Origin of the sequence: Mycobacterium sp. D16R24, from assembly GCF_002013385.1 — a bacterium.
Lineage (GTDB): Bacteria > Actinomycetota > Actinomycetes > Mycobacteriales > Mycobacteriaceae > Mycobacterium.
Map to the genome: position 1 here is coordinate 14,141 of NZ_MAEV01000014.1, position 24,025 is coordinate 38,165.

The 24,025-nt window shown below is 63.9% G+C and carries 29 protein-coding genes; 9 read left to right on the plus strand and 20 right to left on the minus strand.

The window, feature by feature from the left end; all coding sequences use genetic code 11:
- The first annotated feature begins 20 nt into the window (after positions 1–20).
- The gene (locus B4383_RS12535) at positions 21–1,322 is read left to right on the plus strand and encodes a threonine/serine exporter family protein (protein WP_078290645.1); all 1,302 of its coding nucleotides are present in this window, start codon (positions 21–23) and stop codon (positions 1,320–1,322) included.
- Here the strand turns inward: B4383_RS12535 and B4383_RS12540 are convergent.
- Complete coding sequence (locus B4383_RS12540) at positions 1,312–2,547, minus strand: acyl-CoA dehydrogenase family protein (protein WP_078290646.1); 1,236 nt, start codon at positions 2,545–2,547, stop codon at positions 1,312–1,314. The two genes, B4383_RS12535 and B4383_RS12540, sit on opposite strands and share 11 nt — an antisense overlap.
- A 48-nt stretch (positions 2,548–2,595) precedes the next feature.
- Between B4383_RS12540 and B4383_RS12545 the strand changes: the two genes are divergently transcribed.
- Together B4383_RS12545 and B4383_RS12550 are read left to right on the plus strand one after the other, a co-directional pair.
- A complete protein-coding gene (locus B4383_RS12545) occupies positions 2,596–3,279 on the plus strand; it encodes an SHOCT domain-containing protein (RefSeq protein ID WP_078290647.1) in 684 nt (227 codons plus the stop codon).
- A gap of 17 nt (positions 3,280–3,296) precedes the next feature.
- Entirely contained in the window at positions 3,297–3,980 is a 684-nt protein-coding gene (locus tag B4383_RS12550; RefSeq protein ID WP_078290648.1) for a histidine phosphatase family protein, read from the plus strand.
- On the opposite strand, the gene B4383_RS12555 is transcribed toward B4383_RS12550, so the two are convergent.
- The 5 genes from B4383_RS12555 to B4383_RS12575 form a co-directional block, all read right to left on the minus strand.
- Complete coding sequence (locus B4383_RS12555; RefSeq protein WP_078290649.1) at positions 3,977–4,486, minus strand: hypothetical protein; 510 nt, start codon at positions 4,484–4,486, stop codon at positions 3,977–3,979. The two genes, B4383_RS12550 and B4383_RS12555, sit on opposite strands and share 4 nt — an antisense overlap.
- The gene (locus tag B4383_RS12560) at positions 4,483–6,381 is read right to left on the minus strand and encodes an alpha/beta hydrolase (RefSeq protein ID WP_078290650.1); all 1,899 of its coding nucleotides are present in this window, start codon (positions 6,379–6,381) and stop codon (positions 4,483–4,485) included. The genes B4383_RS12555 and B4383_RS12560 overlap by 4 nt, the downstream gene beginning before the upstream one ends.
- Complete coding sequence (locus B4383_RS12565) at positions 6,381–6,674, minus strand: hypothetical protein (RefSeq protein ID WP_078290651.1); 294 nt, start codon at positions 6,672–6,674, stop codon at positions 6,381–6,383. The genes B4383_RS12560 and B4383_RS12565 overlap by 1 nt, the downstream gene beginning before the upstream one ends.
- Positions 6,675–6,741: 67 nt before the next feature.
- Entirely contained in the window at positions 6,742–8,331 is a 1,590-nt protein-coding gene (locus tag B4383_RS12570; protein WP_078290652.1) for a GMC family oxidoreductase N-terminal domain-containing protein, read from the minus strand.
- An 89-nt stretch (positions 8,332–8,420) separates the two neighbouring features.
- Positions 8,421–8,645, minus strand: coding sequence for a hypothetical protein (locus B4383_RS12575; RefSeq protein ID WP_078290653.1), 225 nt, complete (start codon positions 8,643–8,645; stop codon positions 8,421–8,423).
- Positions 8,646–8,758: 113 nt separating this feature from the next.
- Here B4383_RS12575 and B4383_RS12580 point away from each other — a divergent pair, with 113 nt between their 5' ends.
- Positions 8,759–9,367 carry a TetR family transcriptional regulator gene (locus B4383_RS12580; protein ID WP_078290654.1) on the plus strand — a complete coding sequence of 203 codons (609 nt, stop codon included), beginning with the start codon at positions 8,759–8,761 and terminating at the stop codon, positions 9,365–9,367.
- Here the strand turns inward: B4383_RS12580 and B4383_RS12585 are convergent.
- On the minus strand, positions 9,352–9,783 hold the full coding sequence (locus B4383_RS12585) for an SRPBCC domain-containing protein (protein ID WP_078290655.1): 432 nt from the start codon (positions 9,781–9,783) through the stop codon (positions 9,352–9,354). The genes B4383_RS12580 and B4383_RS12585 overlap by 16 nt on opposite strands.
- Before the next feature lie 246 nt (positions 9,784–10,029).
- Between B4383_RS12585 and B4383_RS12590 the strand changes: the two genes are divergently transcribed.
- The 5 genes from B4383_RS12590 to B4383_RS12610 are packed head-to-tail and all read left to right on the plus strand — an operon-like array spanning position 10,030 to position 12,115.
- Positions 10,030–10,938: a tyrosine-type recombinase/integrase gene (locus B4383_RS12590; RefSeq protein WP_078290656.1), complete on the plus strand. Its 909-nt coding sequence runs from the start codon at positions 10,030–10,032 to the stop codon at positions 10,936–10,938.
- A 38-nt stretch (positions 10,939–10,976) separates the two neighbouring features.
- Entirely contained in the window at positions 10,977–11,228 is a 252-nt protein-coding gene (locus B4383_RS12595) for a hypothetical protein (RefSeq protein WP_286150603.1), read from the plus strand.
- 23 nt (positions 11,229–11,251) lie between these two features.
- Complete coding sequence (locus B4383_RS12600) at positions 11,252–11,560, plus strand: hypothetical protein (protein WP_078290657.1); 309 nt, start codon at positions 11,252–11,254, stop codon at positions 11,558–11,560.
- 25 nt (positions 11,561–11,585) lie between these two features.
- A complete protein-coding gene (locus B4383_RS12605; RefSeq protein ID WP_078290658.1) occupies positions 11,586–11,876 on the plus strand; it encodes a hypothetical protein in 291 nt (96 codons plus the stop codon).
- A complete protein-coding gene (locus B4383_RS12610) occupies positions 11,873–12,115 on the plus strand; it encodes a hypothetical protein (protein WP_057966485.1) in 243 nt (80 codons plus the stop codon). The genes B4383_RS12605 and B4383_RS12610 overlap by 4 nt, the downstream gene beginning before the upstream one ends.
- 130 nt (positions 12,116–12,245) lie before the next feature.
- On the opposite strand, the gene B4383_RS12615 is transcribed toward B4383_RS12610, so the two are convergent.
- The 13 genes from B4383_RS12615 to B4383_RS12665 form a co-directional block, all read right to left on the minus strand.
- Positions 12,246–12,602, minus strand: coding sequence for a DUF2746 domain-containing protein (locus B4383_RS12615; protein ID WP_070943145.1), 357 nt, complete (start codon positions 12,600–12,602; stop codon positions 12,246–12,248).
- Entirely contained in the window at positions 12,599–12,826 is a 228-nt protein-coding gene (locus B4383_RS12620) for a hypothetical protein (RefSeq protein ID WP_070943146.1), read from the minus strand. The genes B4383_RS12615 and B4383_RS12620 overlap by 4 nt, the downstream gene beginning before the upstream one ends.
- A gap of 26 nt (positions 12,827–12,852) precedes the next feature.
- Positions 12,853–13,986: a peptidoglycan-binding protein gene (locus tag B4383_RS12625; protein WP_139360734.1), complete on the minus strand. Its 1,134-nt coding sequence runs from the start codon at positions 13,984–13,986 to the stop codon at positions 12,853–12,855.
- Positions 13,986–14,723, minus strand: a complete 738-nt coding sequence (locus B4383_RS12630) for an N-acetylmuramoyl-L-alanine amidase (protein WP_078290809.1) — start codon at positions 14,721–14,723, stop codon at positions 13,986–13,988. The genes B4383_RS12625 and B4383_RS12630 overlap by 1 nt, the downstream gene beginning before the upstream one ends.
- A 422-nt stretch (positions 14,724–15,145) precedes the next feature.
- Positions 15,146–15,313: a hypothetical protein gene (locus B4383_RS26655; RefSeq protein WP_176138396.1), complete on the minus strand. Its 168-nt coding sequence runs from the start codon at positions 15,311–15,313 to the stop codon at positions 15,146–15,148.
- The gene (locus tag B4383_RS26660; RefSeq protein WP_176138397.1) at positions 15,310–15,456 is read right to left on the minus strand and encodes a hypothetical protein; all 147 of its coding nucleotides are present in this window, start codon (positions 15,454–15,456) and stop codon (positions 15,310–15,312) included. The genes B4383_RS26655 and B4383_RS26660 overlap by 4 nt, the downstream gene beginning before the upstream one ends.
- Positions 15,453–15,836, minus strand: coding sequence for a hypothetical protein (locus tag B4383_RS12635; RefSeq protein WP_078290660.1), 384 nt, complete (start codon positions 15,834–15,836; stop codon positions 15,453–15,455). The genes B4383_RS26660 and B4383_RS12635 overlap by 4 nt, the downstream gene beginning before the upstream one ends.
- A gap of 14 nt (positions 15,837–15,850) precedes the next feature.
- Positions 15,851–17,005 carry a hypothetical protein gene (locus tag B4383_RS12640; protein ID WP_078290661.1) on the minus strand — a complete coding sequence of 385 codons (1,155 nt, stop codon included), beginning with the start codon at positions 17,003–17,005 and terminating at the stop codon, positions 15,851–15,853.
- Positions 17,006–17,182, minus strand: a complete 177-nt coding sequence (locus B4383_RS26665) for a hypothetical protein (RefSeq protein WP_165589966.1) — start codon at positions 17,180–17,182, stop codon at positions 17,006–17,008. It abuts the gene before it with no gap.
- Between the two features lie 18 nt (positions 17,183–17,200).
- Entirely contained in the window at positions 17,201–19,849 is a 2,649-nt protein-coding gene (locus B4383_RS12645; RefSeq protein WP_078290662.1) for a hypothetical protein, read from the minus strand.
- Positions 19,846–20,262, minus strand: a complete 417-nt coding sequence (locus B4383_RS12650; RefSeq protein WP_286144113.1) for a hypothetical protein — start codon at positions 20,260–20,262, stop codon at positions 19,846–19,848. The genes B4383_RS12645 and B4383_RS12650 overlap by 4 nt, the downstream gene beginning before the upstream one ends.
- Positions 20,259–22,025: a hypothetical protein gene (locus tag B4383_RS12655; protein ID WP_078290664.1), complete on the minus strand. Its 1,767-nt coding sequence runs from the start codon at positions 22,023–22,025 to the stop codon at positions 20,259–20,261. Before B4383_RS12655 ends, B4383_RS12650 begins: the two co-directional genes overlap by 4 nt.
- 595 nt (positions 22,026–22,620) lie before the next feature.
- Entirely contained in the window at positions 22,621–24,024 is a 1,404-nt protein-coding gene (locus tag B4383_RS12665; protein ID WP_078290665.1) for a hypothetical protein, read from the minus strand.
- Between the last annotated feature and the right edge of the window lies 1 nt (position 24,025).

Consider the following 24,025-nt stretch of genomic DNA (forward strand, 5'->3'; position numbering starts at 1 on the left):
ACCCGACTACAGTTCGGCGCATGACGGCGCTGACCTGGCGTGGACGGACGATGGCGCTTGTCCGGAAGGCTCTCAAGGACAAGCCCATACCGCTGGCTGACGCGAAGCATTTCGACGACGCCGAGGTTGTCACGATGCTCCGGATGCTCGGCATCGCGATGCTTGAGGTCGGTCAGCCGACGAACCTGGTGTTGGCCAAACTGCACGACATCGCACCGCAATACACCGACAAGGAGCTACGCGCCGTTGTCCTGCCCACGGTGCTGATCATCCAGATCGACGGCGTCACCGGGCAGCTGGAAGTGGAGGAATCCACCCGCAGCACAGCGCAGTTGGACCAGGCCGGCCATATCGACACCATCGCCGACATGGCCGCTGCCGGGGCGATCGCACCGGCCGACGCCATCGCAAGAATCTATGAGATCCGGTGCTTGAAACCACGTTTCGGGACCATCCTCACCGTCATCGGGCACACCATCCTGACCCTCGGCTTCGGACTCGCGCTAGCGCCGACCTCCTCGGCTCTGCCCGCCTACCTGGTACTGGGCCTGATCGTCGGCGTGCTGATGTTGGCGACCAATCCCATGCCCACCCTGGCCGCCACGATGCCCGCCGTCGCCGCCTTTGTGGTGACGGTGATCAGCACGTTCATCGTCGCGAATGTGCCCAGCGAGGGTCTGGCCCGAGTGGTGGCGCCGGCTTTGATCGCCGTACTCCCCGGAGTGACCCTCACCATCGGGGCGCTGGAGCTGACGAGTACTCAACTGATGGCCGGGTCCACCCGCATCGTGTACGGCATCGCACAGCTGATGCTGTTGGCGTTCGGCGTGGTCATCGGTGTGAAAGTGGCTGGGCCACCGGAGCCCTCTTCCCTGGGGCCGCCGCTGGGCAGCTGGACGATCGCGCTGGCGGTGCCGGTGATCGCGGTCGGGTTCTACCTGTACAAGTCCGCACCGCGCGGATCGCTCATCTGGCTGATTCTGGCGATCGGCGTCGCCATGTTGGGACAGCGACTCGGCGGCCTGTTCCTGGCACCGGCGATGACCGGCTTCATCGGGGCGGTCGCCGTCGTTCCCTTCGCCCTGTTCGCGGCGCGATTCAAGGGCGCGCCTTCGGCAATCGTGTTGCTACTGGCCGCTTTCTGGTGTCTGGTGCCGGGTGCGTTGAGCTTCGTGAATGTCAGCGAGGTCGCTGCCACCGGACATGCCAACCTCACCGCGCTGCTCGACACCTGCATGGCGATCTTCTCGATCGCACTGGGACTCTTGGTGGGAGCGAGCCTGCACCGCGGTATGCGTTACGCGCTCACCATCAGTCGGTAGCGAATTTGGCCAGTTCGATCCGGGCCACCACACCGCGATGCACCTCGTCGGGTCCGTCGGCCAGCCGTAGCGCACGGGCGTTCACCCAGGCCGCCGCCAACGGGAAATCATGGGAAAGCCCCCCACCACCATGGATCTGGATCGCCATGTCGATGATCTGTTGAGCCATGTTCGGTGCGGCCACCTTGATTTCTGAAACTGCCGACAACGCACCCATGATGCCCACGGTGTCCAGCAGCCAGGCGGCATGCAGTACCAGCAGCCGGGTCTGGTTGATTGCGATCCGGGCGTCGGCGATGCGCTCGCGGTTTCCGCCCAGGTTCACCAACGGTTTTCCGAATGCGGTTCGGTCCAGTCCGCGTCGGCACGCGTGCTCCAGCGCCACCTCAGCCAGGCCGATCAGGCGCATCGCATGATGCACCCGGCCCGGTCCCAGCCGTCCCTGGGCGATCTCGAATCCCTTGCCCGGTCCCGCGATGAAGGCATCCACGGGCAGGCGCACATTCTCGAAGGACACCACGCCGTGGCCGCCCGGCTCGTCGTAGAACCCCATCGTCGGCAGCATCCGTTCGATGGTGACGCCCGGGGTGTCCATCGGGACCAGCACCATCGAGTGGCGTGCGTACCGATGCGCGGCGGGGTCGGTCAGCCCCATGAAGATGATCACCTTGCAGTCGGGATGACCGACGCCGGTGCTCCACCACTTGCGGCCATTGATCACAACCTCGTCGCCGTCGACGATGGCGGTGGCCGCCATGTTCGTGGCATCGGAGGACGCGACATCGGGCTCGGTCATGCAGAAGGCAGACCGGATATCGCCCTCCAGTAGCGGTTCGAGCCAGATCTCCTTCTGCTCCTGGCTGCCGTATCGGTGCAGCACTTCCATGTTCCCGGAATCTGGTGCGTTGCAGTTGAATACGGTGGGCGCGAAGAGCGATCGGCCCATCTGCTCGGCCAGCGGCGCGTACTCGGAGTTGGACAGCCCACCGCCCAACTCCGGATCTGGCAGGAAGAGGTTCCATAACCCCGCCGCGCGCGCCTTCGCCTTCAACGTGTCCAGCTCCGGAGGGACGGCCCAGAGCTCGGCCGTCGTACCGGCACGCGCACCCAGCAGCTGGTCATGATGGGCCAGCACCGCGCGCTCCGCCGGCATGATCTCCGTGTCGACGAACTCCCGGACGGCGGCGGTCAGTTCAGCGGCGCGGGCAGAGGGGGCGAAGTCCATCTGTCCGATGCTAGGGCGGTTGGCGCGGCACGTGACAGACTTCGGCACATGAGCACGCGCCGGGCCTCGGTACTGACTCTCACCATGATGACCGTCGGCGGGGTTATCGGCATCATCGTGTCCCTCATCCTGAACGTGTTCGTGTTCGATGAGTACGACGCCTACGGCGAGGTGAAGATCCCGGGCAACACACGGCTGGAACTGCCGGCCGGCGAGGTGACCATCAGCTTCCACTCCTGGGTATCCGGCGACAACGGGCTGCTCATCCCCCCGCTTGGTCTGTCCATTTTTCCGCCGGACGGGGTGGCAGAACCCCAGGTCCGCGAGAGCCTTGGAAGCTCGACAACGGTGAACGGCGATGCCCGCCGTCGGGTGTGGGTCGCGCAGATCCCCGCCGCCGGTACGTACGACGTGCAGGTCGAGGGCGAGGTGAACGGGTTCGTCAATCCACGCCTCGCCTTCGGCCACGCCAGCCCGTATTGGCCTCTCACCTGGGGCTTCGCCGGATTGCTCGGAGCCGCGACGCTGGGCTGGATCGCCTATCTGCTGACGAGATCGCGCACTGTCCGTCCGTCATCCCCGGCAACCGCGCAACCGGTCTCGGCCTATGAACCTACTGGCGACGGAATCCGCATTGATCAGCTTAAATCTCTTGCTGACCTGCGAGATTCAGGAGCCCTGACCGAGGCGGAGTTTGAGGCGGAGAAGCGGCGACTCCTCGACGGCGGCTAGTCGATACGATTCCTTGTATGGGCGTCATCTACCTGGTCCGGCATGGTCAGGCTGCCAACTACTCCAGCAGCCCCGATAGCCCGTTGACCAGCGTCGGACAGCGACAGGCCGACACCGTGGCGGCAGAGCTCGCCCGCCGCGGCCTCAGCGGCACCCGGCTCCTGCACGGAGGAATGAAGCGGCAACGGCAGACCGGCGAGGCCATCTCCGACGCACTGGGATCAGAGCCGCAGCAGGATGATCGCTGGGATGAGTACGACTACAAGGAGATTGTCGGCAACTCGCGGATGCGCCGCCTGGCGTCCGTCAACACGGTCAAGAGCCTGGCCAAAGGCGACACCCAAGCCATTCTGGAAGACGGCCTGGCGAAATGGGCGAGCACCGATTCATCCGGAGGGTACGCAGAGAGCTACACCCGCTTCCAGCAGCGCGTGCTGGCTGCCGTGGCCGATGCCGCCACGCGCGACGGTGACACCGTGGTGGCCACCTCAGCCGGAGTCATCGGGATGATCGTCGCGGACCTCTGGGCCACGGATGGCGGCGGGCGCGTATCGAATTGGCTTACCGCACAACGCGTTGTCATCAACTCGTCGATCACCTCGCTGGTCAACGGCAAGCGCGGCCTGAGCCTGCTCGCCTTCAACGACCACACCCATCTGATCGGCGATGGCGGCAACCGGGATCTGGTGACCTACCGCTAGTCCTCGTTGGCGCACGGGGACGACGCGGTGACCACGTACACGTGGATCCCATTGCCGCGCATGTCTTCACGTGCGCTCACGATGTAACCGGCGTCATCGCGATAGGTCCGGCTGTTCTGCGGCTCGGGCTCCGGCCGCTTGCTTTCCTGACGGCGAAACCCCTTACCGGACAGCGATTCGAGGCGATCCAGCACGCCCGAGATCAGCTCAGGAGTGGGGTCGGCGAAATCGCGCTGCAGACGCAACCACCACGGCGGACCCTCCGGGAGGGCCGAGTTGTAGCTCGTACGGCAGCCCATCCGCTCGACGTCGTTGACACCCGGCTGCACCTTCTCCGCCGTGACGAACGCCAGATTCTCGGCCGTGACCCGCAGTGCCTCGGACATCTTTACCGACGTGGATTCCATGCTCTTACTGCCTCCTTGCTCGCTGTCCGCACCGGGATTACACGAAACCGCAACCAGCATCGTCAATCCCGCCATCGCGGCCGTCCATGCGCGCGTCATCGAACCTGCACCTTTCGACCAAGGCCCGGATTGTCTGTGACATGCGGATTGCCGTAGGGGTCTTCCCATCTGGGATTGGTAGGCAACGTGAACGGGCCGATCTTGGCCCCCGACAACCACTGATCGCCGTACGCCTTGGCGATATCCTTCACCGACTCGTTCAAGCTGCTGTCGTCCCCGAGATTGATGTCGACATTGTTCGACTCGATGCCTCGTTCGACGTAGGTGGTCACCTCACCACCCCTGATCACGTTCGCCATGTTCTGAAACGCGTCGGACTTCGGATCGTCCCAGTAGCTGCCGTGCCCGTTCGGGCCGAACACCACCTCACCGGGATGATCCCTGTTCTCATCGCTGTAATAGCCGGTATCGAGACGGGTGACTCCGGGAATCGAATCCGGGTCTCCGCCAAGCGGATTACCCGCATGCGGGTTTCCGATGTCGCCGTCCGGAGCCCGCGGAATCACCGGCGGAAGGTCCAGATTGACCCCCGGGAACGGGGAGAATCCGGTGGGAATATCGCTATCCCGTGGAGCAAGTTGCGCAGCACCGATGAGGTCGCCGGGAGCAGTCATGGAGAACCGCTGGACATTCGGATTGGGGTTGTGCCACTCGGTACTGAGGATTCCCGTGCCCGCGGAGGACGCGTACAACACGCGGTCGGCGCGCAGCCCCATCTGTTCGGCTGTGCCGACAATAGATCCGCCGTACGAGTGCCCAATGTAGGTAGTGGGCGTACCGGGCGCGTGGCGGGCGACCTCCGCGTCGAGCTCCTTGCCGAACGAGACGAGTTGCGGTGCCATGGCCAATCCGTACGACGGGTCGGTCGCCTTGTCCAGCCCCTGCGGAAAATCGTTCTCCATATAGAGGAAGACCGGCGACCCGCTCTGTTTCGCCAGGTTGACGGCCGAATCGTGGTTGTTTCTACTGCCGTTGAGGTTGGTGTTGGTGCCAGGGACATAGACCCCGACGCCCGGCGCCCCGGGTTTGAGGTCGCCGATCTGTTCGATCATCCGGCCGTTGCCCTCCGTGGAGAACATGACGAACTTGCGATCGATCTTGAAGTCGGCGGGGGAACCGCCGGCAGGAACCGTCGCGAACGGGTCACTCATGGGTGCGAGCATCGCCCTGAGCTGATCGACCCGCGCCTGATCGGGCGTGGATCTCTGCAGTTCGTCGATGAGCGCGTTCCTGATGTTGATCTCGTTGGCGTCCGCGCGAACATCGAAGGGCACCCCGTTGGTGTTCCCCATGAACTCGGGGTCGGCGATGACCATCTGATGCACCGTCTCGGGGGTCAGCCCCTCCAAGAACGCACGACGCTCTTCCTCGGACATGCCACGAACCCGGTCGACGAGTGCGTCGGGATCAATCTTCTCCCCCGTCGGCAACGTGACGTCCTGCTGCCCGTCGCGCATGGCCTCCAGATCGTTGACGGCTTCCCGCAGCTTCCTGCCGTACATCTCGTCCAGCCGAGCCACCTCGTCCAGTCCCGCCTGAATCCTGCGCTGGTGGTCGGCGGCAGCCTGTGCCTTCGTTGAATCCGGGTGGCTGACCTCCCCGGTATCGGTAACCGTGAATCCCTCGGAGACAGCGGCGTCCACGTCCTGAAGCGTGTACTCCTTGGCGTGCTTGAGCGTTCGTCCCGCATCTTCGGCGTCATCGGATAACCGGTTCAGGACGTTCCGGACCTCACGGCCGTGGTCCAGCTCCTGGTCGACCTTGGACCGCGCCGCATCGTGCGTCTTGCCGAACCAGCCCGAGGCATCGTTGAACACGCGGTCGCACGAGTCCAGCGACGCATCCAGCGTCTGGGCGTTGTCGCGGGCGATGTCGGCGGCCTTGCTGAGCGCGTCAAGATTCCAGCCCCGGAGCTCACTGATCGTCGGGCGCATCAGCGTGGCTTGAGCGCGTCGAACGACGTGGCGGTCTTCTCGTCTTGCGCCGTCACGTTGGTGGCGAAGGTATCGACGAGCCCTGCCATATCCGAGAACCGGCGGGCAATCGAGGACATCGCCTTGATTCCGGGTGATGCGGTATCGCGGATGGCGGCCAGCACTTCACTTCCCGAACCCGAGGCGTCCTGAAACGAGGTCCACGGCATGTCGTTGATGTGCAGAGTCTCGCTCAGCCACGTTTTGGAAATGGCCGCGAGCTCCTCGGTCCGGACGCCGAACTCGTCGCTCATGATTTCCCTCCGCTAACTCCTCATCGGTGACTCTATCCAGTCAGACGTTCGGAGACGCGGATCGGTTTCATGCTTGTGGAGAAAGAATCAAATCGGCGGCCTTCTCGCCGAGCAACACCGAGGGAGCGTGCGTGTGACCACGGATGAGGCTCGGAATTACCGACGCGTCGACCACCCGCAGCCCCTGCACACCGCGCACGGTGAGATCCGGTGCAACCACGCTGGCCTCGTCTGTCCCCATCCGGCAGGTAGCGACGGGGTGATACAGCGTGTGTGAGTTGTTCTCCAGCGCGGCGACGAGTGTCTCCTCCAGGTTGTCGCTGGGATTCCTCGGTCGCAGGATCTTGCCGAGTATCGCCCGCATCGACGGCGTCTCGGCGATGCGGGCAGTGGTCCGCAGTCCGAACATCATGGCGGCGCGGTCCTGCCCGGCGGCATCGCTCAGGTAGCGCGGGTCGATGCGCGGCTTGGCGAGTGGGTCGGGTGAGGTCAGGGTGATCTCACCGCTGCTCTCCGGTTTGAGCAGAATCGGGCCCATCACGATGGCATGCTCGGTGGCCTCCCCCAGGCCTTCGTCGAAGAACGGTGCGGGCGCGAAGATCAGCTCCAGGTCGGGTAACGCGAGATCCGCCCGGCTGCGCAGGAATCCGTATGCTTCCCCGACATTTGAGGTGAGCATGCCGCGATGGCGCAGGAAGTAGTTGGCAAGCTGCAGCGGTTTTTCCGCGCCGTAGAGCGAGTCGGATTCCACCGCATAGCCCACCGGGCAGCACAGGTGATCGAGCAGATTCTGGCCGACCTGCGGGGCATCGACAATCACGTCGATACCGAGCTCGGCAAGGCGCTTGGCATCACCGATGCCCGAAAGCATCAGCAGCTGAGGAGAATTGATGGCACCGCCACTCAGAATCACCTCGCGCCGGGCTCGCACGGTATGGGTGATGCCGTCACGTACATACTCGACACCGATTGCTCTGGTGCCGTCGAACAGCACCCGGCGCACCTGGGCCTCCGTGACGACGTTCAGGTTGCGCCGCCGCAGGCCAGGTTTGAGGTAACCGTCCGCGGTGCTCCATCGGCGGCCGCCGCTCTGACACACCATGGTTTCCGAGAACCCCTTGGGTTCAGGAGTATTGGCCCGCTCGACATCAAATCCGGCCTCTTTGACGGCTTCCAGCCACGCCGCGGTGCTGGAGCGGGGGCTGCGCTGTTTGGAGATCTTCAGCGCGCCCTCGGTGCCTTCGTCGCTCTCGGTCGCGCCCTCCACCGTCTCGATGCGCTTGAAGTAGGGAGCGACATTCACGAAGGACCATTGGTCGCCGGCCACCGCCGCCCAGTCGTCATAGTCGGCCGCGAATCCACGGACCCACATCATCGCGTTCATGGAAGACGAGCCACCCAGCGTTTTCCCTCGCGGCCAATAGATCTGGCGGTTGTTCAGTGGGGGCTGCGGCTCGGTGAGGTAGTCCCAGTCGACATCGCTGCGGAAAAGCTTCGAGAATGCGGCGGGAATGTGGATTCCCATGTCCTTGTCCTTGGGGCCCGCTTCCAGGACCAGCACCTGATCGTTGGTGCGTTCGGAGAGCCGGGTGGCCAGCGGCGCCCCCGCCGATCCCGCGCCCACGATGACATAGTCAGCTGCCAAGTCCTCAACCATGTGGGGGACGGTAGCGGACTGGACACCGCGCCGGGGAGCTTCTGGTACAGGACGTCCCAGGTGCGACCGCCACGGTCATCCGCAGGCGTCTACGGGTACACCCGGTAGCAGTTCGTCCCGCCGATGCCGAGCACGTACACGGTGTCGCAGCGCGTGAAGCTGCCGTCGGGTGCGTAGTCCGACTCGCAGACCCCGCCACCGTTGCCCCACACCACAACGTTTCCGCACGGAGCCGCCGCGGCCGGACCAGCCAGCGCGACGCCCCCCGCCGCAAGCACGGCGGCGATACCCACTGAGGCCAGTAGTTTGCGCATGTCAGTTGCCTCTTCTTCATGCTCCCGGCCTCACCCTGACGCCGGATCTACCCATAGAACGTTTCCGTTTTTGGAAAAGTTTCCTTAAATGGAATGTTTGTTACTATGGCCACATGCCACCGACCAGCGGCCTGCGCGAGCAGAAAAAGTCCGAGACCAAGCTGGCGTTGAGCCGCGCCGCCCTGGAACTGGCCCTGGACCGGGGCGACCTGGCGGCGGTCACGGTCGACGAGATCGCGGACGCTGTGCGCGTCTCGTCGCGTACCTTTCGCAACTACTTCACCAGCAAGGAAGACGCCGTCTTGTTTTCGTTACGGGGCATCGAGGAAAACGCCGTCGGGCTGCTGCGTCGGCGCCCTGCCGACGAGCACGTGTTCGATTCCCTGGAAGCAGTGATGCTGGACCTGGCGACCTCCGAGGCCTTCAGCACCGCCGTCGCCGTCACTCGGTTGTCGGCGCAGAACCCGGGCCTGGCAGCGCATGACGCGGCCCGATCCGATGATGTGGGAACCGTCGTGCTCGCCGAAATCAGCCGGCGCACTGGCCTAGATCCTGAGGTCGACCTGTATCCGCGACTGGTCTGCAATGCCGCCTACGCGGTCCTCGGGACGGTCATCCAACTGGCAGTCTCCGATTCCACGCTTCCGAGAAACCCCGGAGAGCTTGTCGCCCAGGGATTTCAACGGCTGCGGGACGGGCTCGCGGATCAGCCGCGCAGCTGATCCAGCAGTGTGGCGATGCCATACAACTCGGTTTCCTGGATCTCCTTGACGACCCGGAGCAGAATCCGCTCGTCGCCGTCGTCGAGATTGACGCCTCTGTTCGTCACGGTCAGCAGCGTGCCGCCCTCATGTTCGCGAAAGGCCACGTGGCGTGTCCACCGGGCCGACTGCCCCGTGTCTGCGCGGGCATGAAGCCCCAGGGTCAAATGCTCGTAGGGGACGGCGTCGAGAAACTCAACCTCGAACACGCCGGTGAACCGAGTTCCCACCACCTGAACGGTGGTCATCGTGAACGTGCTCCCCACGGTGACGTCGACCGGCGGGGTGTCAGGCTTACCCCACCACGATGCCGGATCGACGAGGGCCGACCACACGTCGTGGGGAGGGTGCGGGAAATACCGTTGAACCTGTGTCATTGCTTCTCACTCACTCGAGAAGAAGTCCTGGTGCGCCCGAAGGGATTCGAACCCCTAACCTTCTGGTCAGGGGTTAGCACCCTGCGTGAGGTGCGGCTTTACGGGAATCCCGATCATCTGACCCTCCCTTCCAGAGCAGCGTAGGCGCAGCATGATCACCGATCGGACTCAGCGACCGCACAGCTATGTCACAGTTCACAAAACCCGGGCTGCACGCCTCAGATCCGGCTCTACGGTCGTGGCTTTATGACCCCGCCCCGCAAGTCCGGTCCCGCACCCCTGCCCGTGCCCGCCGGATGGGACGGACCCATCGAGGGCTACCGTCAACATCTCCAGGCTGCCGGACGCTCCAAAGCCACCATAGCCACACGCCTTTCGCACATCTGCCGGATAGCGCGAGTGCTCGATATTTCACCAACTCGGGTCACTGGCCGCGCGCTCAAGTCGTGGTTCGCCTCGCAGAAGCACTGGAGCATTGAGACTCGGCGCGGATATCGGAACTCGGCCCGCAGCTTCTTCGGCTGGGCACACGACGACGGGCAGATCGGCACAAATCCTTCCACCGAGCTGCCTCATGTCGCCGCTGCTGTCCCGCTACCCAAGCCCGCACCCGATCGCGTCTGGAAAGAATCGCTGCTCGCCGCTGACGCCCGCACTGCCGTCATGCTTGAGCTGGCCAATGGGGTCGGCATGCGCCGCGCTGAGGTGGCCCAGGTTCACACCAATGACCTCATCGAATCGTTCGACGGCTACCAGCTGCTGGTGCACGGTAAGGGCAACAAGAAGCGCGTGATCCCGATCACCGATGAGGTTGCGGCGATGATCCAGCGCGGCGCGGCCGGGCACACCCCCGGCGCTGGCGCCGAGGGATACCTGTTTCCCGGCAACGACAACGGCCATCTTTCCCCGCGCTGGGTCGGAAGACTCTGCGCAAAAGCCATGCCGGATATCTGGACCATGCATAAGCTGCGCCATCGGTTCGCCACCCGCGCCTACCGCGCCACCCGCAATATTCGTGCCGTTCAACGCATGCTCGGGCACGCCTCGGTGGCCACGACGCAGATCTACACCGCCGTCGATGACCACGAAATGAGAGCAGCCGTCGAGGGCGCCCGGGGCACCGGACCACAACCCTCCTGGCAATCAGCCGCCTAATCACACCGCTCCCACCGAGAGGCCTTGTGTCATGACCGTTGAAACACTCGACACCTGTCAGCAGCGCGTGGATCAGGCCGCGCGAGTGCACGGCTGGCTGGATCGTCGTCGGTGGGGAGGGCGGAGAACTCATCTATCGCCGCCCCGGCACTCCCTCATGGGTGAGCATCATGTACGCGCACACCGGCGTGATCCTGTGGGCCGACGGACAGGACAGCCGTCGCGCACCCTGGCACTTCGCCGGGATCGACAAGGTGGATCGGCTGGTGTCGTTCCTCGCCGGAAACTAGGCCGACCGCAGTACGATCCGCGCATGAGCCTCATGCAGAGCACCGCAACGGCTGCGGTCATCACCGCGTTGGCCGTTTTGCTCGCGCCCGCCGCACACGCCGATGAGTACGACAGCATCGAGGCCGACCTGAAGGCCGCGAACGTGCCGACCAGCTTCAAAGTCATCGCATCTATCGGTGCGTTCTGCACGCTCAAGACCAATGCGTTTTACGCCGGCCAACTGGATGAGGAAAAGGTCACCGGAGTATTAACCAAGCAGGGGATGACTAGCGGCCAGGCCGAGGTGGTGTGGTCGTCGATCAGCAAGAATTGTGTGCCCAAGTCCAACTAGGGCGCGCCGACGGAAGGTCTGGACTATGGTCGGCTCTTTAGCTCTCATCACCGTGGCCGGAGCGGTCGCCTCGGCCCTAGTACTCGCTCCGGCAGCGAATGCAGACGACCCCGTACCGCCGGGCTGTCAGACCGACCGCGTGGGAGTGTTCGGCACGCAGTTCCGAACCATCTGTGACGATCCGATAGCCCCGGACGGTTCGTGGCAGCGGACACGTCAGACCTACATGCCTGGTCAGCGCTTCGCCGTTGCGACGAGCGTCTACACCGTCGCCCCTGACGCCATCCCCCCTGGCGAGCCCGGGCACATCGAATGAGGTCGCTCGTGTTGGCCGCGATGATCGCCCTCGGGTGCGCACCCATCGCGCACTCCAGTCCTCAACCAGCCGGGATTGTGTGCGACATGCTGCGCAAGTACCCCGGCATGGGTCCGGTCGATGTGGCCCTGACGTTTGTCGAGGATCAACACCTCTACCGCAGCTACGATGCCGCCAGGGCTGTCGTGGACAAAGAGGTCATGAGCGAGTGTCCCGAGCTGGCGACCCGCGGTCGCTGAGCTACCTCATATTTCGGAGCGAAACCGGAAACGTCGCAGCTCAGTCGGGCTGAGCCTTCTGTCCCGTTAACGCCAAAACGCGCCCTCACCGGGTGGGGGGTGAGGGCGCGCTGTCGTTGACGTTCCCGGGCTACTTGAAGTCGCGCAACCGGTCGGTGATCTCATGCTCGAAGGCCAAGCGGTCCTTGCGCTCGTCGCGTAGTTCGCCACGTAGGCCGCCGATGTCGCCTCGCATGCCACGCAGATCACGTCCGAACTCTTCGAGGCGAGTGAGAACGTCGTCGAGCTGGCCTCCTACCCCGTCCACGTCGTCGCGGAGGTTCGTCTTGTGACTGTTCTTGACCTGGTGGAGCACGGCCCGAAGGTCTTTCCGGTACAGCCCGAGCACGAGCGCCACCAGGCCGATGACCACCCAGGTGGCCAGCTCCCATCCGTCACGTGCCAGGGGCGGTAACGATGGCCAGTCAGCGAGAAAGGGCACGATCACTCGGACGACCCACCTGTCCCGCCGCCGCGGATGTCTTGCGCAAGCTTGAGACCACCGAGGCCGGTGCCGATTAGGCCAGCACCAGAGATGATCCATTGCAGCGCGTCGTCAGCCGTCATCTTGCCGAGCGCGACGAGGGTGACGGTCCCGCCGAGCACGGATAGGAACATGACCGCGTAGACGATCAGGCGGGTGGTGTCGTTCTGCGGTATCGGATTGGGCATGGCGGATCCTTTCGAGGGGGTTGTGGCTACGGGAGCTTCCAGGCGGTCCAGGCCGGGGGTCCGTCGTTCCACCACGAGACGGTGCCGGGAACGGTGAATACCGTTGCGTCGGAGACTTTCTCGGTGATGATCTGCGCGGCGCAGTCCACCGCTGTCAGGCCACGCCAGAACGTTTCGGGCTGGTCGTGGTAGTGAAAGTGCGCGTTGGTCGAGACAAATTTGAGTGCGGCGGCGATGGTTTGGATGATCTGCGGCAGCAACGTGAACAGTTTCATCACGTCGAGGATCTGGCCGCCGACCTGGTTGGTCGGCCCCGTGGTGACCAGGTTGGCCACTGCGGACAGTGCCCCGGCTCCCGGCAGCGATGAGGCCAACAGTCCGAGCAACTGTCGGCCCACCGTCGACATGAACAGGTTGAACAGGTAGGCCGCGAAGTCGAGCGAGATTTCCATGCGGGTGAGGATCTGGTACAGCCACGGCAGCAGTCCCACGGCGTTGGGGTACATGTCGCCTTCGTGGGTGAACTGGTAGGTGATCGGGACCGCCCAGTCCGGCCCGAACACGCCCGAGATGCCCTGGCCGACCGGGTCGTTGCCGAGCAGTGTGGGACCACCGCGGCGCGATGGGCCGCCGAATCCGATGATGAGCTTGATTTCGTCGCGCCGGTCTTGCGGCCATTGCAGCAGCGCGGTGTTCACCACGTCATCGCCCATGCTGTAGCCCATCCACACCTTCGGAACCCCGACCATGGGCAGCGCTAGGCGTAGCAGCTCGGCGGAGCCCTCGGCGCGCGCATCGACGTAGGAGTGGGTGGGGTCGCCCATCAGGAACGCATCGGTGGAGAACCCGACGCCCTGCTGCACGAACCGCTTCTCTTTCGCCTTGGGTGCGACGAGCACGACACCGAGCCGGGTCTTGCAGTCGTAGGTGAGCACCCCGGGCTTGCTGTTGAACTTCGCATCCTCGGTGGCGGCGAGATACTCCTGCATGTTGCGCAGCGCCCGATCGGTGGCCACGTCGAAGACACCCGACTCGATCACGCCCAGGTTGTGCGCGTCCGATCGGCCGGCGTACGCGAACAACAGTCGGTGTTGCAGCTTGCGGATCTCATCGGTTGGGCCCATGAGCGGATCGGCGAGTTGGGGCTGCTGCCAGGTCATCATGCGTCCTTCCCGACCGGTGCGAACCCGTCGATCTCGAGGTGCTTGCCGATGACCGCGACGGCGTTGACGAGGGTGCGGTCGCCGAGCTGGGGCCACTCGATACGCACCTGGTCCCAGGTCTCCTTGGCGTAGTCGGGCAGCACGATCGGGCCCGGTGCCGGGTCGATGGGTGGGTGCTCACCGGGAAACGTGAACCCGTCCATGTCCTTGCGGACCTCACCGCGCAGCCAGTCCATATCCATGTTTCCCGGATCCCACTTGCCTTGGGCGGCACCGGCGTATTCCTTGTGGCCGATGACATGCGACTCGGGCGCTTCGAGCTTCACTGCGAGGGCAGCGCACGTATCACGCAGCGCGATAATCTGCGCATCGGGCCACTGCTCGTTGCCGTCGTGGGCGCACTCGATGCCGATCAGATGCCAGTTGCCGTCGTTGGTGGGCAACCACGGATAGGAGCCCTGTCCGGCGTGCCAGCAGACGCCGACAGCAACGATCGTCACGGTGCCGTCGGTGGCGATGTGAATGTTGGACAGCGGGCCCGGTAGATCGGGGCGGCCGTCGCGGATGGATTCTGCGGTGGCGTTGCGGTTTCCGGTGTGGTGCACCATGACACCGCGGATGTCTTTAAAGTCGCCGTGCCCGCGGTCCTGCCAGCCGTCCAACATTTTGAGTCGGACGCCGAGCGCGGGTCGTAGAACATCTTCGATCCAGACGGGATCGCCGGTCCAGGTCACGGTGGTTCCTCCTGTGGTTGGCCAGTATTTGTCCAGGTATGGGGTCACGGTGGCGATGCGTGATTTGATTTCGGTGAGGTAGGCGCGGCGGCCGCGCTCGTACCAGTACTGCGCGCTCGGCCAGTTCGGGGCCTGCTGTAGCCAGCAGATGTTCAGCCAGATATCGCCATGGCCCGGTGAGGTGCGCTTCTCGTCGAGCTTGTCGAAGAACGCCTTGATCTGTGCAGCGGCTCCGTCGAACCGATTGTCGTAACTTTCATCTTGTTGTGCGACACCGTAAGTGGTGCCGGTGGGATCCCACACGGTCTCTACCCATCGCGACTCCTGGTAGAGCGCCGACATTTCGGCAAGGCATTCATCGCGGGTGTGGCCGCGCTGCTTGGCCTCGCCGACGATGAGTTGTGCCACCCGGTCTTCGGTGGTCACGGCAGCCACCCGAAGAGGTTAGGCAACGTACGTTGCGCCTCTTTGATCAGGACGGTTCCGAGGATGGGCTCCAGATCCTTGAGCGCACGATCCCGCAGCCGGTCATAGAACCGGTCTGCGATGTAGTTGATCAGCGAATCAGCGGGTTTGCGTAGCCATTTCATCGGGTGTACTCCCTTTCGATGCGTGGGTCGATTTCCTGTGCGTATGACGAGAGCTGGTCCGATGCCCACCAGCCGAGCCGGAATGCGGCGACGGCGACGGCGAGGTAGAGCGCGCCATAGCGGGCGAGTTGGGCGAGCATCATGTCGCCAGTGGTGCGAGGGTGAGGGTGTCGGTGTTGATGCGGATGATGTCCCCGCTGGCTCCCGACTTGGTGACGGTCGCTTGCGACGACCACAGAAAGTTGCCCGCGGTCGGATGGTCCCAGAAAGACACGCCAGCAATGGTTTCCGTGCCACCGAGGGTGTGCTCGGGGGTGTTCGATTGGCTGATCGACCCGGATGCGGCTGCGGAGAATGCGCACGCGTAGCGGGTGGCCACCGAGGACGGGTTAGCGGTTCCGGCTGTGCCCGGGTCGCCTGTGTGCATCTTGGCGTACACGGTTGCCGGTGGTGTGTAGGCCACGTTGCGGCAGATGTGATCGAGCAGTTTGTTGGCCAGATATGTTGAAATACCCCATGCCATAATCGGATTCCCTTCTATTGGTAGGACCGGATGTGTGCGCGGCCTATGCCGCCGACGCGGCCCGGGTTGGCGATTCCGAAGACGCCGCCCGAGCCGGGGCCACCGCCGCCACCGGGCGCGTTGCCGCCTGTGTTGGTGCCCGCCTGCGCGCCGCCGCTGTAGGTCTGCCCGCCCACGGTGATGTCGCCTGCGGCTTCGCCGGGTTGGTTCAGGCCGTTGCCCGCGTAGGCGCCTTTACCGCCCGCCCCACCTGCACACGTTGTGGTGACCCCGTTGACCAGGAAGGTGGTGTCACCGCCGGGGCCGCCGTCTTTCTCCTTGGCGCCCGCGGTTCCGGCCGCCCCCACGACGCCGGTCAGAGTCAACGCCGATCCGGGAATGTCGATGTTGCGGGCGACGGTGCGTGCGTTCCATACGCCCTTGCGTCCGCCCTGACCGGTGGTGCCCAACCCGCCGTCGCCGCCACCACCGCCGCCCCCGGCGCCGCACCCCACGGCGTCCATGTAGTCGCAGTTGCGCACGATGTTGTGGGTGAACGCACCCGCGTTCGTGTAGTTGGCCAGGGTCGGTAGCCCGCCCGGCGGGTAGCCGAGGGTGCAGGCGCGGGCCGTGGTGACCGTGAGCGCGGCGTCGATCTTGGCTACTCGCTCGATGACCAGGGTTGAGGACATCGTGATCGTGCGCGTCAGGCCAACCGGGAGCAGCTTGTCGAAGCTGATCGAGCGTGGCGCGGTGAGATTGAGTGTCAGGTCGATCGGGGCGACTCGCATCAGGCTCACGGTGCCGGTCATCGCCAGGGAGCTCGCCAGATCAATGCCCATCACCTTGGACAGGAACAGGGCGCGTTCCATGGTCACGGCCAGCGCGAGATCCTGTTGGAACGTGGCCTGTAGTTGCAGGTTTCGGGTTAGCAGGATCGAGCGGTCGGCGGCGAGCTGGTACACGGCCTGCAATGCGAGCGCGCGATTCAGGTGGAGTGACTGAACTACGCCGAGCGCCTGCATGGCGATCAGTTCCACCTCGCCGACGCACATGATCGCGAGCGATGCGTCGAGGCCGATGACCGCGTGCCATCGGCCGTCTGGTGTTTTCGGTGGCGCGGCCGGATTGGGCGACCACTTACCGCCCGACGGCGCCGGTGGGGCGGTCGGGTTGGGGGACCAGGGCATCTAGGGCCCAGCGAAACCTATGCGCGAGACCACCTGCGCCTCTTCGGCATTCTCGGCGTCGCGAGTGCCGGTAATTTGCATCCAGGACGGGTTAGGCTTCCCGTCCGGGTCGAGCCCTCCGCGCTCTACCGTGAATGTGATACCGGGGAGTTCGGGCATGGTGAACGTTGTAGCCATCTCTTACGCCTCTCTGGGTTATGCGATTCGGCGGCCATCGAATGTGGCGATGCCGGATAGAGCCGTGATGCTGCGCGGCACAATGGTTTCCGATCCGGTTGAGCCGTTGGACCGTATGTCGTAGTCGACTGCGATGAATCCCGGCTGCACGACATCCCCGGCCACAAGCGGGATCTCAAACGGGCAACCTGACGGAATGGCTCCGGTGATGCGGGTGCCGTTCTTAAACAGCGCCCAATAGGGCACGGATGTGCCTTTGGCGGTGACCGATCGGTATGTCGTGCTTATCCGGTACAGGCCGGTGGTGGCAATCTCGATGCGCGCCGTGCCCAGGTCATCGAGAGTGACATCGGTGGTGTAGTCGTTGAATGTGAAGAAACCGGACGGGAATGCACCGGCGGAATAGGGTCCATAGGTGACATCGGCGGTGCTATCGCGTCTGATGCTCCATGAATTTGACATCGAGAATCCCGCTCCCGCTGAGGTGTAGTCGGACATCGCGAATGCCGCGATCCGGTAGGAGTCGTAGGTGAAAAAGGGGCTTGCCCGCTGCACGCTGAACATCGAATACCGGTACGCGGCACCGATACTGATGGTGTTGCTTGCGTCGGTCGCCGAGAGAATTTGTCGGCCGTTGACGCGCACGAAGTAGTTATTTCCCGAGCAGCGGATCTCGATACGAGCGCCCTGCTTGACCGCGGACAACCCGGTTTGCAGGGTCAGCGGCGTGTTAAATGACCAGCTGCTACCCGACCGCGTGAACTTGCCTATGCGGATCTCGCCCTCTTTGGCCAAGCAGTAGGCGCCCTGTGTGCGCCCCGAGTCGCATCGGATGTAGCCACCCGAGTAGTAGTTGCCATTCTGGGTGTCGCCCAACACAAATGACGCCGACTGGCCATCGGTGGCGTAGGTGTAGTTCGGGCTAGCGAAGAAATACCCGTCACCGTTGCCGTTCCTGACACCCGCATAACCGGAGTCCCCGCGAATGGTGACATCGCCAGGGGTCGGTCCGGTGGTCCAGTCCGTCGAGTTCAAGGCGGCACCATCGGCACCGGAGAACACGAAGCTGTAGCTGTTCCCGCCGCCCGTGTTCTGCTCGGTCTCCTGCTCCTGCAACGTGGTCTGGGCGGCAATAGCACTCTTGAGCGCATCCTGCGACAGACCGAGCAGCGATAGTAGTGAAGTCTTGGCTTGGTCGATCTGATCGAGGATGGTTCCCGTTGTGCCGGTGGCTGTTCCGTCCGCGCCCGTCTTGACACCGCTGAGCATGTTCCCGAGGTTGCTGACCAAATCGTTTACCCGGCTCATATCGAAATTGCCCGTTACATCACCGGCCGCCATGGTCCCGTTGCCAGCTAGCTTCTGAGTCTTGTTGTTGTTCAGGCCAAACCAGTCCTTGACGCCCTGCACTAGCGAGTTGATCGGCGTGACGATGTTGCCGTTGAGAATGTCAAGAATCTGGTTGATGACCGTCTGCATGATCGCAAGGCCAGAGACCTGCGCCTGTTGGATCAGACCAGCGATCTCCGATGCGGTGATCTTGCCGTCGGACGTGATCGCCTGTAGGCGGGCCTCGATATTGGCGACCTCGGAATTGACCGACCCGCCGATGGCATCCACCATCTCGCGCAGGTCTGTAACCAGCTCGAGGTCGAGGAGGTTCGATGCCCACGGCCGTGCGTTGGAGAACCAGACATTGCCCGCGGTGGCGCCCGGGCCGAGCTCGATGAATTGGGCCGCGCTTGCGGCACCCGCTGGCACTGTGTGCGTCGTGACGGGTATCCATTGCCAGGCCCCGGATGCGCCGCCCGGGGTGATCGAGCCCTTCGTCACATCGCCGATCAGCGCACCGGCCGCGTCCCAGAATGACCAGCCCGTCTTGATCGTCGCGCCGCTGCCGCTGTAGCCCGACCACATTGCCGCCGCGCGCTGGCTGAGTGTCTGACCCTCGCGCACCGAGAACTGGTCCGTGCGAAGAATCTGTGTCGTGCCGTCGGCGGTCCCGCGTGCGGACCCGCCCGAAAGCCAGCCCGGCACCACGCCATCCCACGCGAACGGGCCACCGGCGATGCTGGCGGCGTTCAGGAATTCGCCCGCTCCGTTCGCCAGGTCTTGGATGACATCGGCGAGCCAAGAGACGGGGACGATGCCGTTGAACAGTTGGCTTACGCCCTTGCCGATGGCCTCGAAGAGGTCAGTCCAGCCAGCCTCGATCTCGGCCAGCGTGGGCCACCCCACGTCTTGCCCGGAGGCGAGCTGGAGCAGGCGGCGTATCGGCATGAAGATCTGTTGAATCGCGAGCAGCGTCTCGTCGTCGCCGTCGTAGGTGCCCATGATGGCCTCGACCAGGCCGACGAACTGTCCGACGACGGGAAGGCTTTCGATGAAGTCCAGCAGCAATGCCGGTAAGTCGTCCGGTCCTTGGATGTCGTTCGGGTCGGCGTTGGCGACATGGGAGTTGAATCCGGCGAAGAGTTTCGTCAGGATCCCGAACGGCGATAGGTCTTGCAACGGGTCGCCACCAGTGGAGCCGTGGAAGGTGCCGGGCATGCGTTCGGCGGCGCGATTGCGCATCGCCGCGGGTGTCAAGTCCTGGAGCTTCTCGGCCAGGGTCTCGATTGTCAGTGCGCCAGCGGGAAGGTTGGGCACACCACCGGGGGTGGTCAACGCCGGACCGCCCGAGACGCCTTGGGTATGCGCTTAGGGCACTTGGGGGCGGTGGCGGTCATCTCCACCACCGGCTCGGCCTCGGTGTGCTGCGGCTGCTCGGGGAGCTTGATCGATTCCTGGCGTACCCCATCGGTGATCCACGCCGGTGCGTGCACGGCCGAGGGGTCGACATGTTCGGTCTGCCGGATGCCGATGGCTACCATCTGTGCCGCTAGGTCAGCGACCCATGGCTGTAGCACGGTCAGCGGCATTTCGGTGGCGGTCAGCAGTGCCGAGGCCAGCGCGCCGCCGACGGCCTTGGTCTGGCCGTCGATGTCGTCGGGCGCCGGGATCTTCTTCGGGATGACCTCGGCGTCAATGACCTTGTCGGCCAGTGCCGTTGCCTCTTCCGGCGAGATACCTTCTGTCACCACAGTCCTATCTGTTGTAGGCCGCTCATGGTGCGGCTCATCAGTTCGGCCATGCGCTCGATTGCGTCCTTCTCCTTGCGTGTGTCCCCGAACGTGCCCTCGATCGCCAACGCCCTGCCCTGACCCCAACTGATGTCCAGAGAGCGGCAGCGCCGCACGAACACTCGTGGCATCAGGTACTTGCTGGTGCCGCCCACGCGGTCACCGAGCCACCAGTGCCCAAACCCGTTGTCGCCGATCAGCCACGGCGACGCATTGGCCACGGTCAGATCAAACGATGTATCAGGGTCGGTCTCGCGCCGACGGCGACGCAGATCCATCGTCGAGGCCGCGGTGAACGCCTGCGTGACGTTCGTGCTCGTGGTCTCCAGGTAGTGACCCCAACCCTGTCGGCTCGTCCGCAGCAGCAGCGGCACCGACATGTGAGCCAGGATCGAATCTCGGTAGATCGGGTTCAGGAACGAATCAATCGCGCCACCGAGCGAACCGACGCTGATATTGAATCCGACGGCGAGACTGATGGTGGCAGAGATGTTGTCGCCGAGAACGTCGCCACCGTATTGTATTGCAGCACTGATTAATTCGTTCACGCCCGGCATGGACAAACCGCCCACGGTGATCCGGCCGGGACCGCCCGGCGAGCGCGAGAAGTTCGAGGTTTGAATGCCGGTGATGTCGCCGTCCCGGTACACCACGTAGGGGTGCGCGGGTTGGGTGCCGAGAATGCCGGGCAGTCGGTACCCGGTCTCATCGATCGTCTCCCCAGTGAACAGGCTGTAGCTGTCCTCAACGTGATTCGAGAGAAGGTCTGCGATTGTTCGGGTCAGGCCAGTGGCGAGGTTGCCGCCGATTGATGTGCCAGTGCGGAAACCCGACTTGTCTACGATGCGGACGAACAGCGTTCCGGTGCGCCAGTTGGTGCCTGCACCCGGCCAGGGTTCGGGGTCTCCGGCTTTCCAGCGCCGTAGATCCCATTGCAGCTCGGCGTCTTCCATGATCGGCGCGGCCACGTCGAAGATGGACGTTTTGATACTGCCGACGACCAGCGAAATCGGCGCCACTGAATCGCCGAACGTGCGTGGCACGATGACGATTTGCGACTGCTGCCAGATGTTGAGGAATATCTCGACCAGTTCGGCGATGTTCCAGTTGGCGGGGTCGAGCAGCTTGAATAGGGTGGCGATGTCAATGTTGGTCAGCTGCAACCGAAGTAGGTTCGCGGCCATCGTCAGCAGGATCCCGTGATCAGCCTGCGCGAGTAGCATCCACGCCTTCGGCTGCTGAATCAGACTGATCGGAAGGAACGGGTTACCCGCTGTATGAACGAATTTCAGTTCCTCGATGTCGTCCAAGAAGTCGATGACCACCACGTCTCCCGTGGCCCCGCGCTCAATATGCACACCGTCTTTGGCCTTCATCCGCCCACCGATGCGGGCGCCCATCGTTTCGACGATGACGTGAATGTTGCTGGTACCGCGGGCGTCTTCGTCGAGCGCCCAGAACGCCGCCCAGGTGCCGCGCCTATCGTCAAGGTCAATGGGTAGGCGCAGTGAAATGGTGCCGGTCTGGTTGACGACCGGACTGACACGTCCGCCCAGCTCGCCGCGCGCTGTGCCGCGATAGACCCAATCGCCGTCGTAGAGTTCGATGTGCGGCGGGTCGTAGGCGCGCTCGATGCGGTACTCGCGCACCTCGCGCGCCCACGCCGCGAAGTCGTCGTGATCGGTGCCGGTGAACGGCTCGGCGAATGTGGCGACGGTCACGCTGCCACCCCGTACCGATCGCGCTTGACGTGGCAGGACCGGCATAGCGGGTCATACCTCTGCGGGTCAGGCGAGTATGGGACGGGCTTCTTTCCCTCCCATAGTCCGACCCCCGTGTGGAACAACGGGTTCGGGTCGGAATGGTCGTAGGACCACGCGTGCGCTGGCGCGCCGCATTCGCTGCACGGATGATTTTTCGCCGCACCGTATGTCGCTCGCACGCGCTGATGAGCGGTGCTGTAGGCGATTGTGGCGCGGTCGGGCCACGGCATATCGGCAGGACGTCCACCTTCGCCGTATCGGATCTTCGCGCGTGCCGAGAGCGCTTCGGCATTCTCGGCACGGTATTGCCGCCTAAGCTCACGGGAGGCTTCGACATCGGCGTGGTACGCCCTGCGCTTGCCTGCTAGTACCTTCTCGCGATTGGCAGTTCGATACTGATTCTGGCTCGCCAGAATCGCTGTCTTGTTGGCCTCGTAGTGATCACGCTTGCACGCTTTGCACCAGCATTGCAAACCATCACTAGATCGGGTGTGCTTGCCGAATTCACCGCCCGCCTTTGTCAAATGGCAACGTGTGCAGGTCTTCTCGATGATCACTGGGTCAACCCACTTTCCGCCGACCAGAAACGGCGTTGCCGTAGTGTGGCTTTGGCCCCCGATGGGCCCTGGCACACGACGGGCATCTGCACCGGGTCATCCTCGGTGCCGGTGTACTGGGGTACCGGGTAGAGCGGTTCAACCCCGTTGAACAGACCGGCAGCGTTCGACAGATCAGCGCTCAGGTAGGTGTCCATGAACGGATCGGACATCACCGAAAGCATCTGCGTGAGCTGCGGTGTGACGATCATGCGTGCCGCGTCGGCCCCCACTGGGCGGTTCCACTTGCGCTCCTGACCGAACGCGAAGTCGGGGAACTGCCATGAGATTGCCGGGTCGAGTTCCCATTCCGGCCACTCGTCTTGATCAGTCGGATTCCACACGTCGAACCATCCGGTATTGGGGTTGGTCACCACGCGGGCGATGTGGATTCCGGCGGTCGATTTCCCGGTGAACAGCGCGACTAGGAACCCATTCAGCGGCCCCGTCATGAAGGACAGCGCGTACCCGAACAACGTGGCGGTCACCGTAACCCCGCCAGTGCCGATGTTCGACAGCTGCTCGATGGCTTGCCGCAGCGTCGATGCTGACGATACGAAAGAGATTGGTGCGGTGGTCTGTCCACCGATACTGATCGTGTACGACAGGGTGCCCAGGGTGATTGAGAACGACAACGGCGCAAGCGATGTCCCGTCGACCGTCAGCGTTCCGGGGCATGTTGCCGGCGTGCGAACGGTCCAGCGCCCCGGATCGCCCGACACGGTGACGTTCCCGACGCCGATGGTCGGCAGGGCTTCCAATGCGGCCTGAACGGTTGCAGCGTTCGCGTCGTATGGGATCGCGGTGGTCAGCTCGGCCGCGCCAGTGGTCACCCAACCGAGCTTGAACGTGCCCGACGTAGCCGCCAGATAGACGGTGAAGTTGCCCGGGTTGATCCACTCGGAAACGTCTTCGGCGCTTTCGTACATGGGGTTGTAGGCGTGCGCCGAGACCACCGCGTGATACACCTCGTCGATATCGGCGTCTTGCCCGTCCTCGGTGGTGTACTGAATTTCCTTGCCCAGCTTCAGGTACAGGAACCGCGGACCCGAGGGCCCATCCCAGGTGCACTTGACCTTGCACAGGTTGTACGGAGTGCCCCAGAGCTTTTGAAACCGCGGACGGGACGCCGGGGTCAGCCAGAATGGCAGGATCGGATTGCGGATCGGCACCTCTTCACCAACCGGCCGACCGCCAGGCTGGAACGCCCCGGACTGGGTGCGCATCGTAAACCCGGTGTCATACATGCTCTTCGGATCCGTGTCGAGCACGATGTCGTCGAGCAAGTACTCGTCATTGGGTGCGGACACCACCACCGAATCACCGTTCGACGATTCCAGCGTGATTGTTGCAACCGCCACC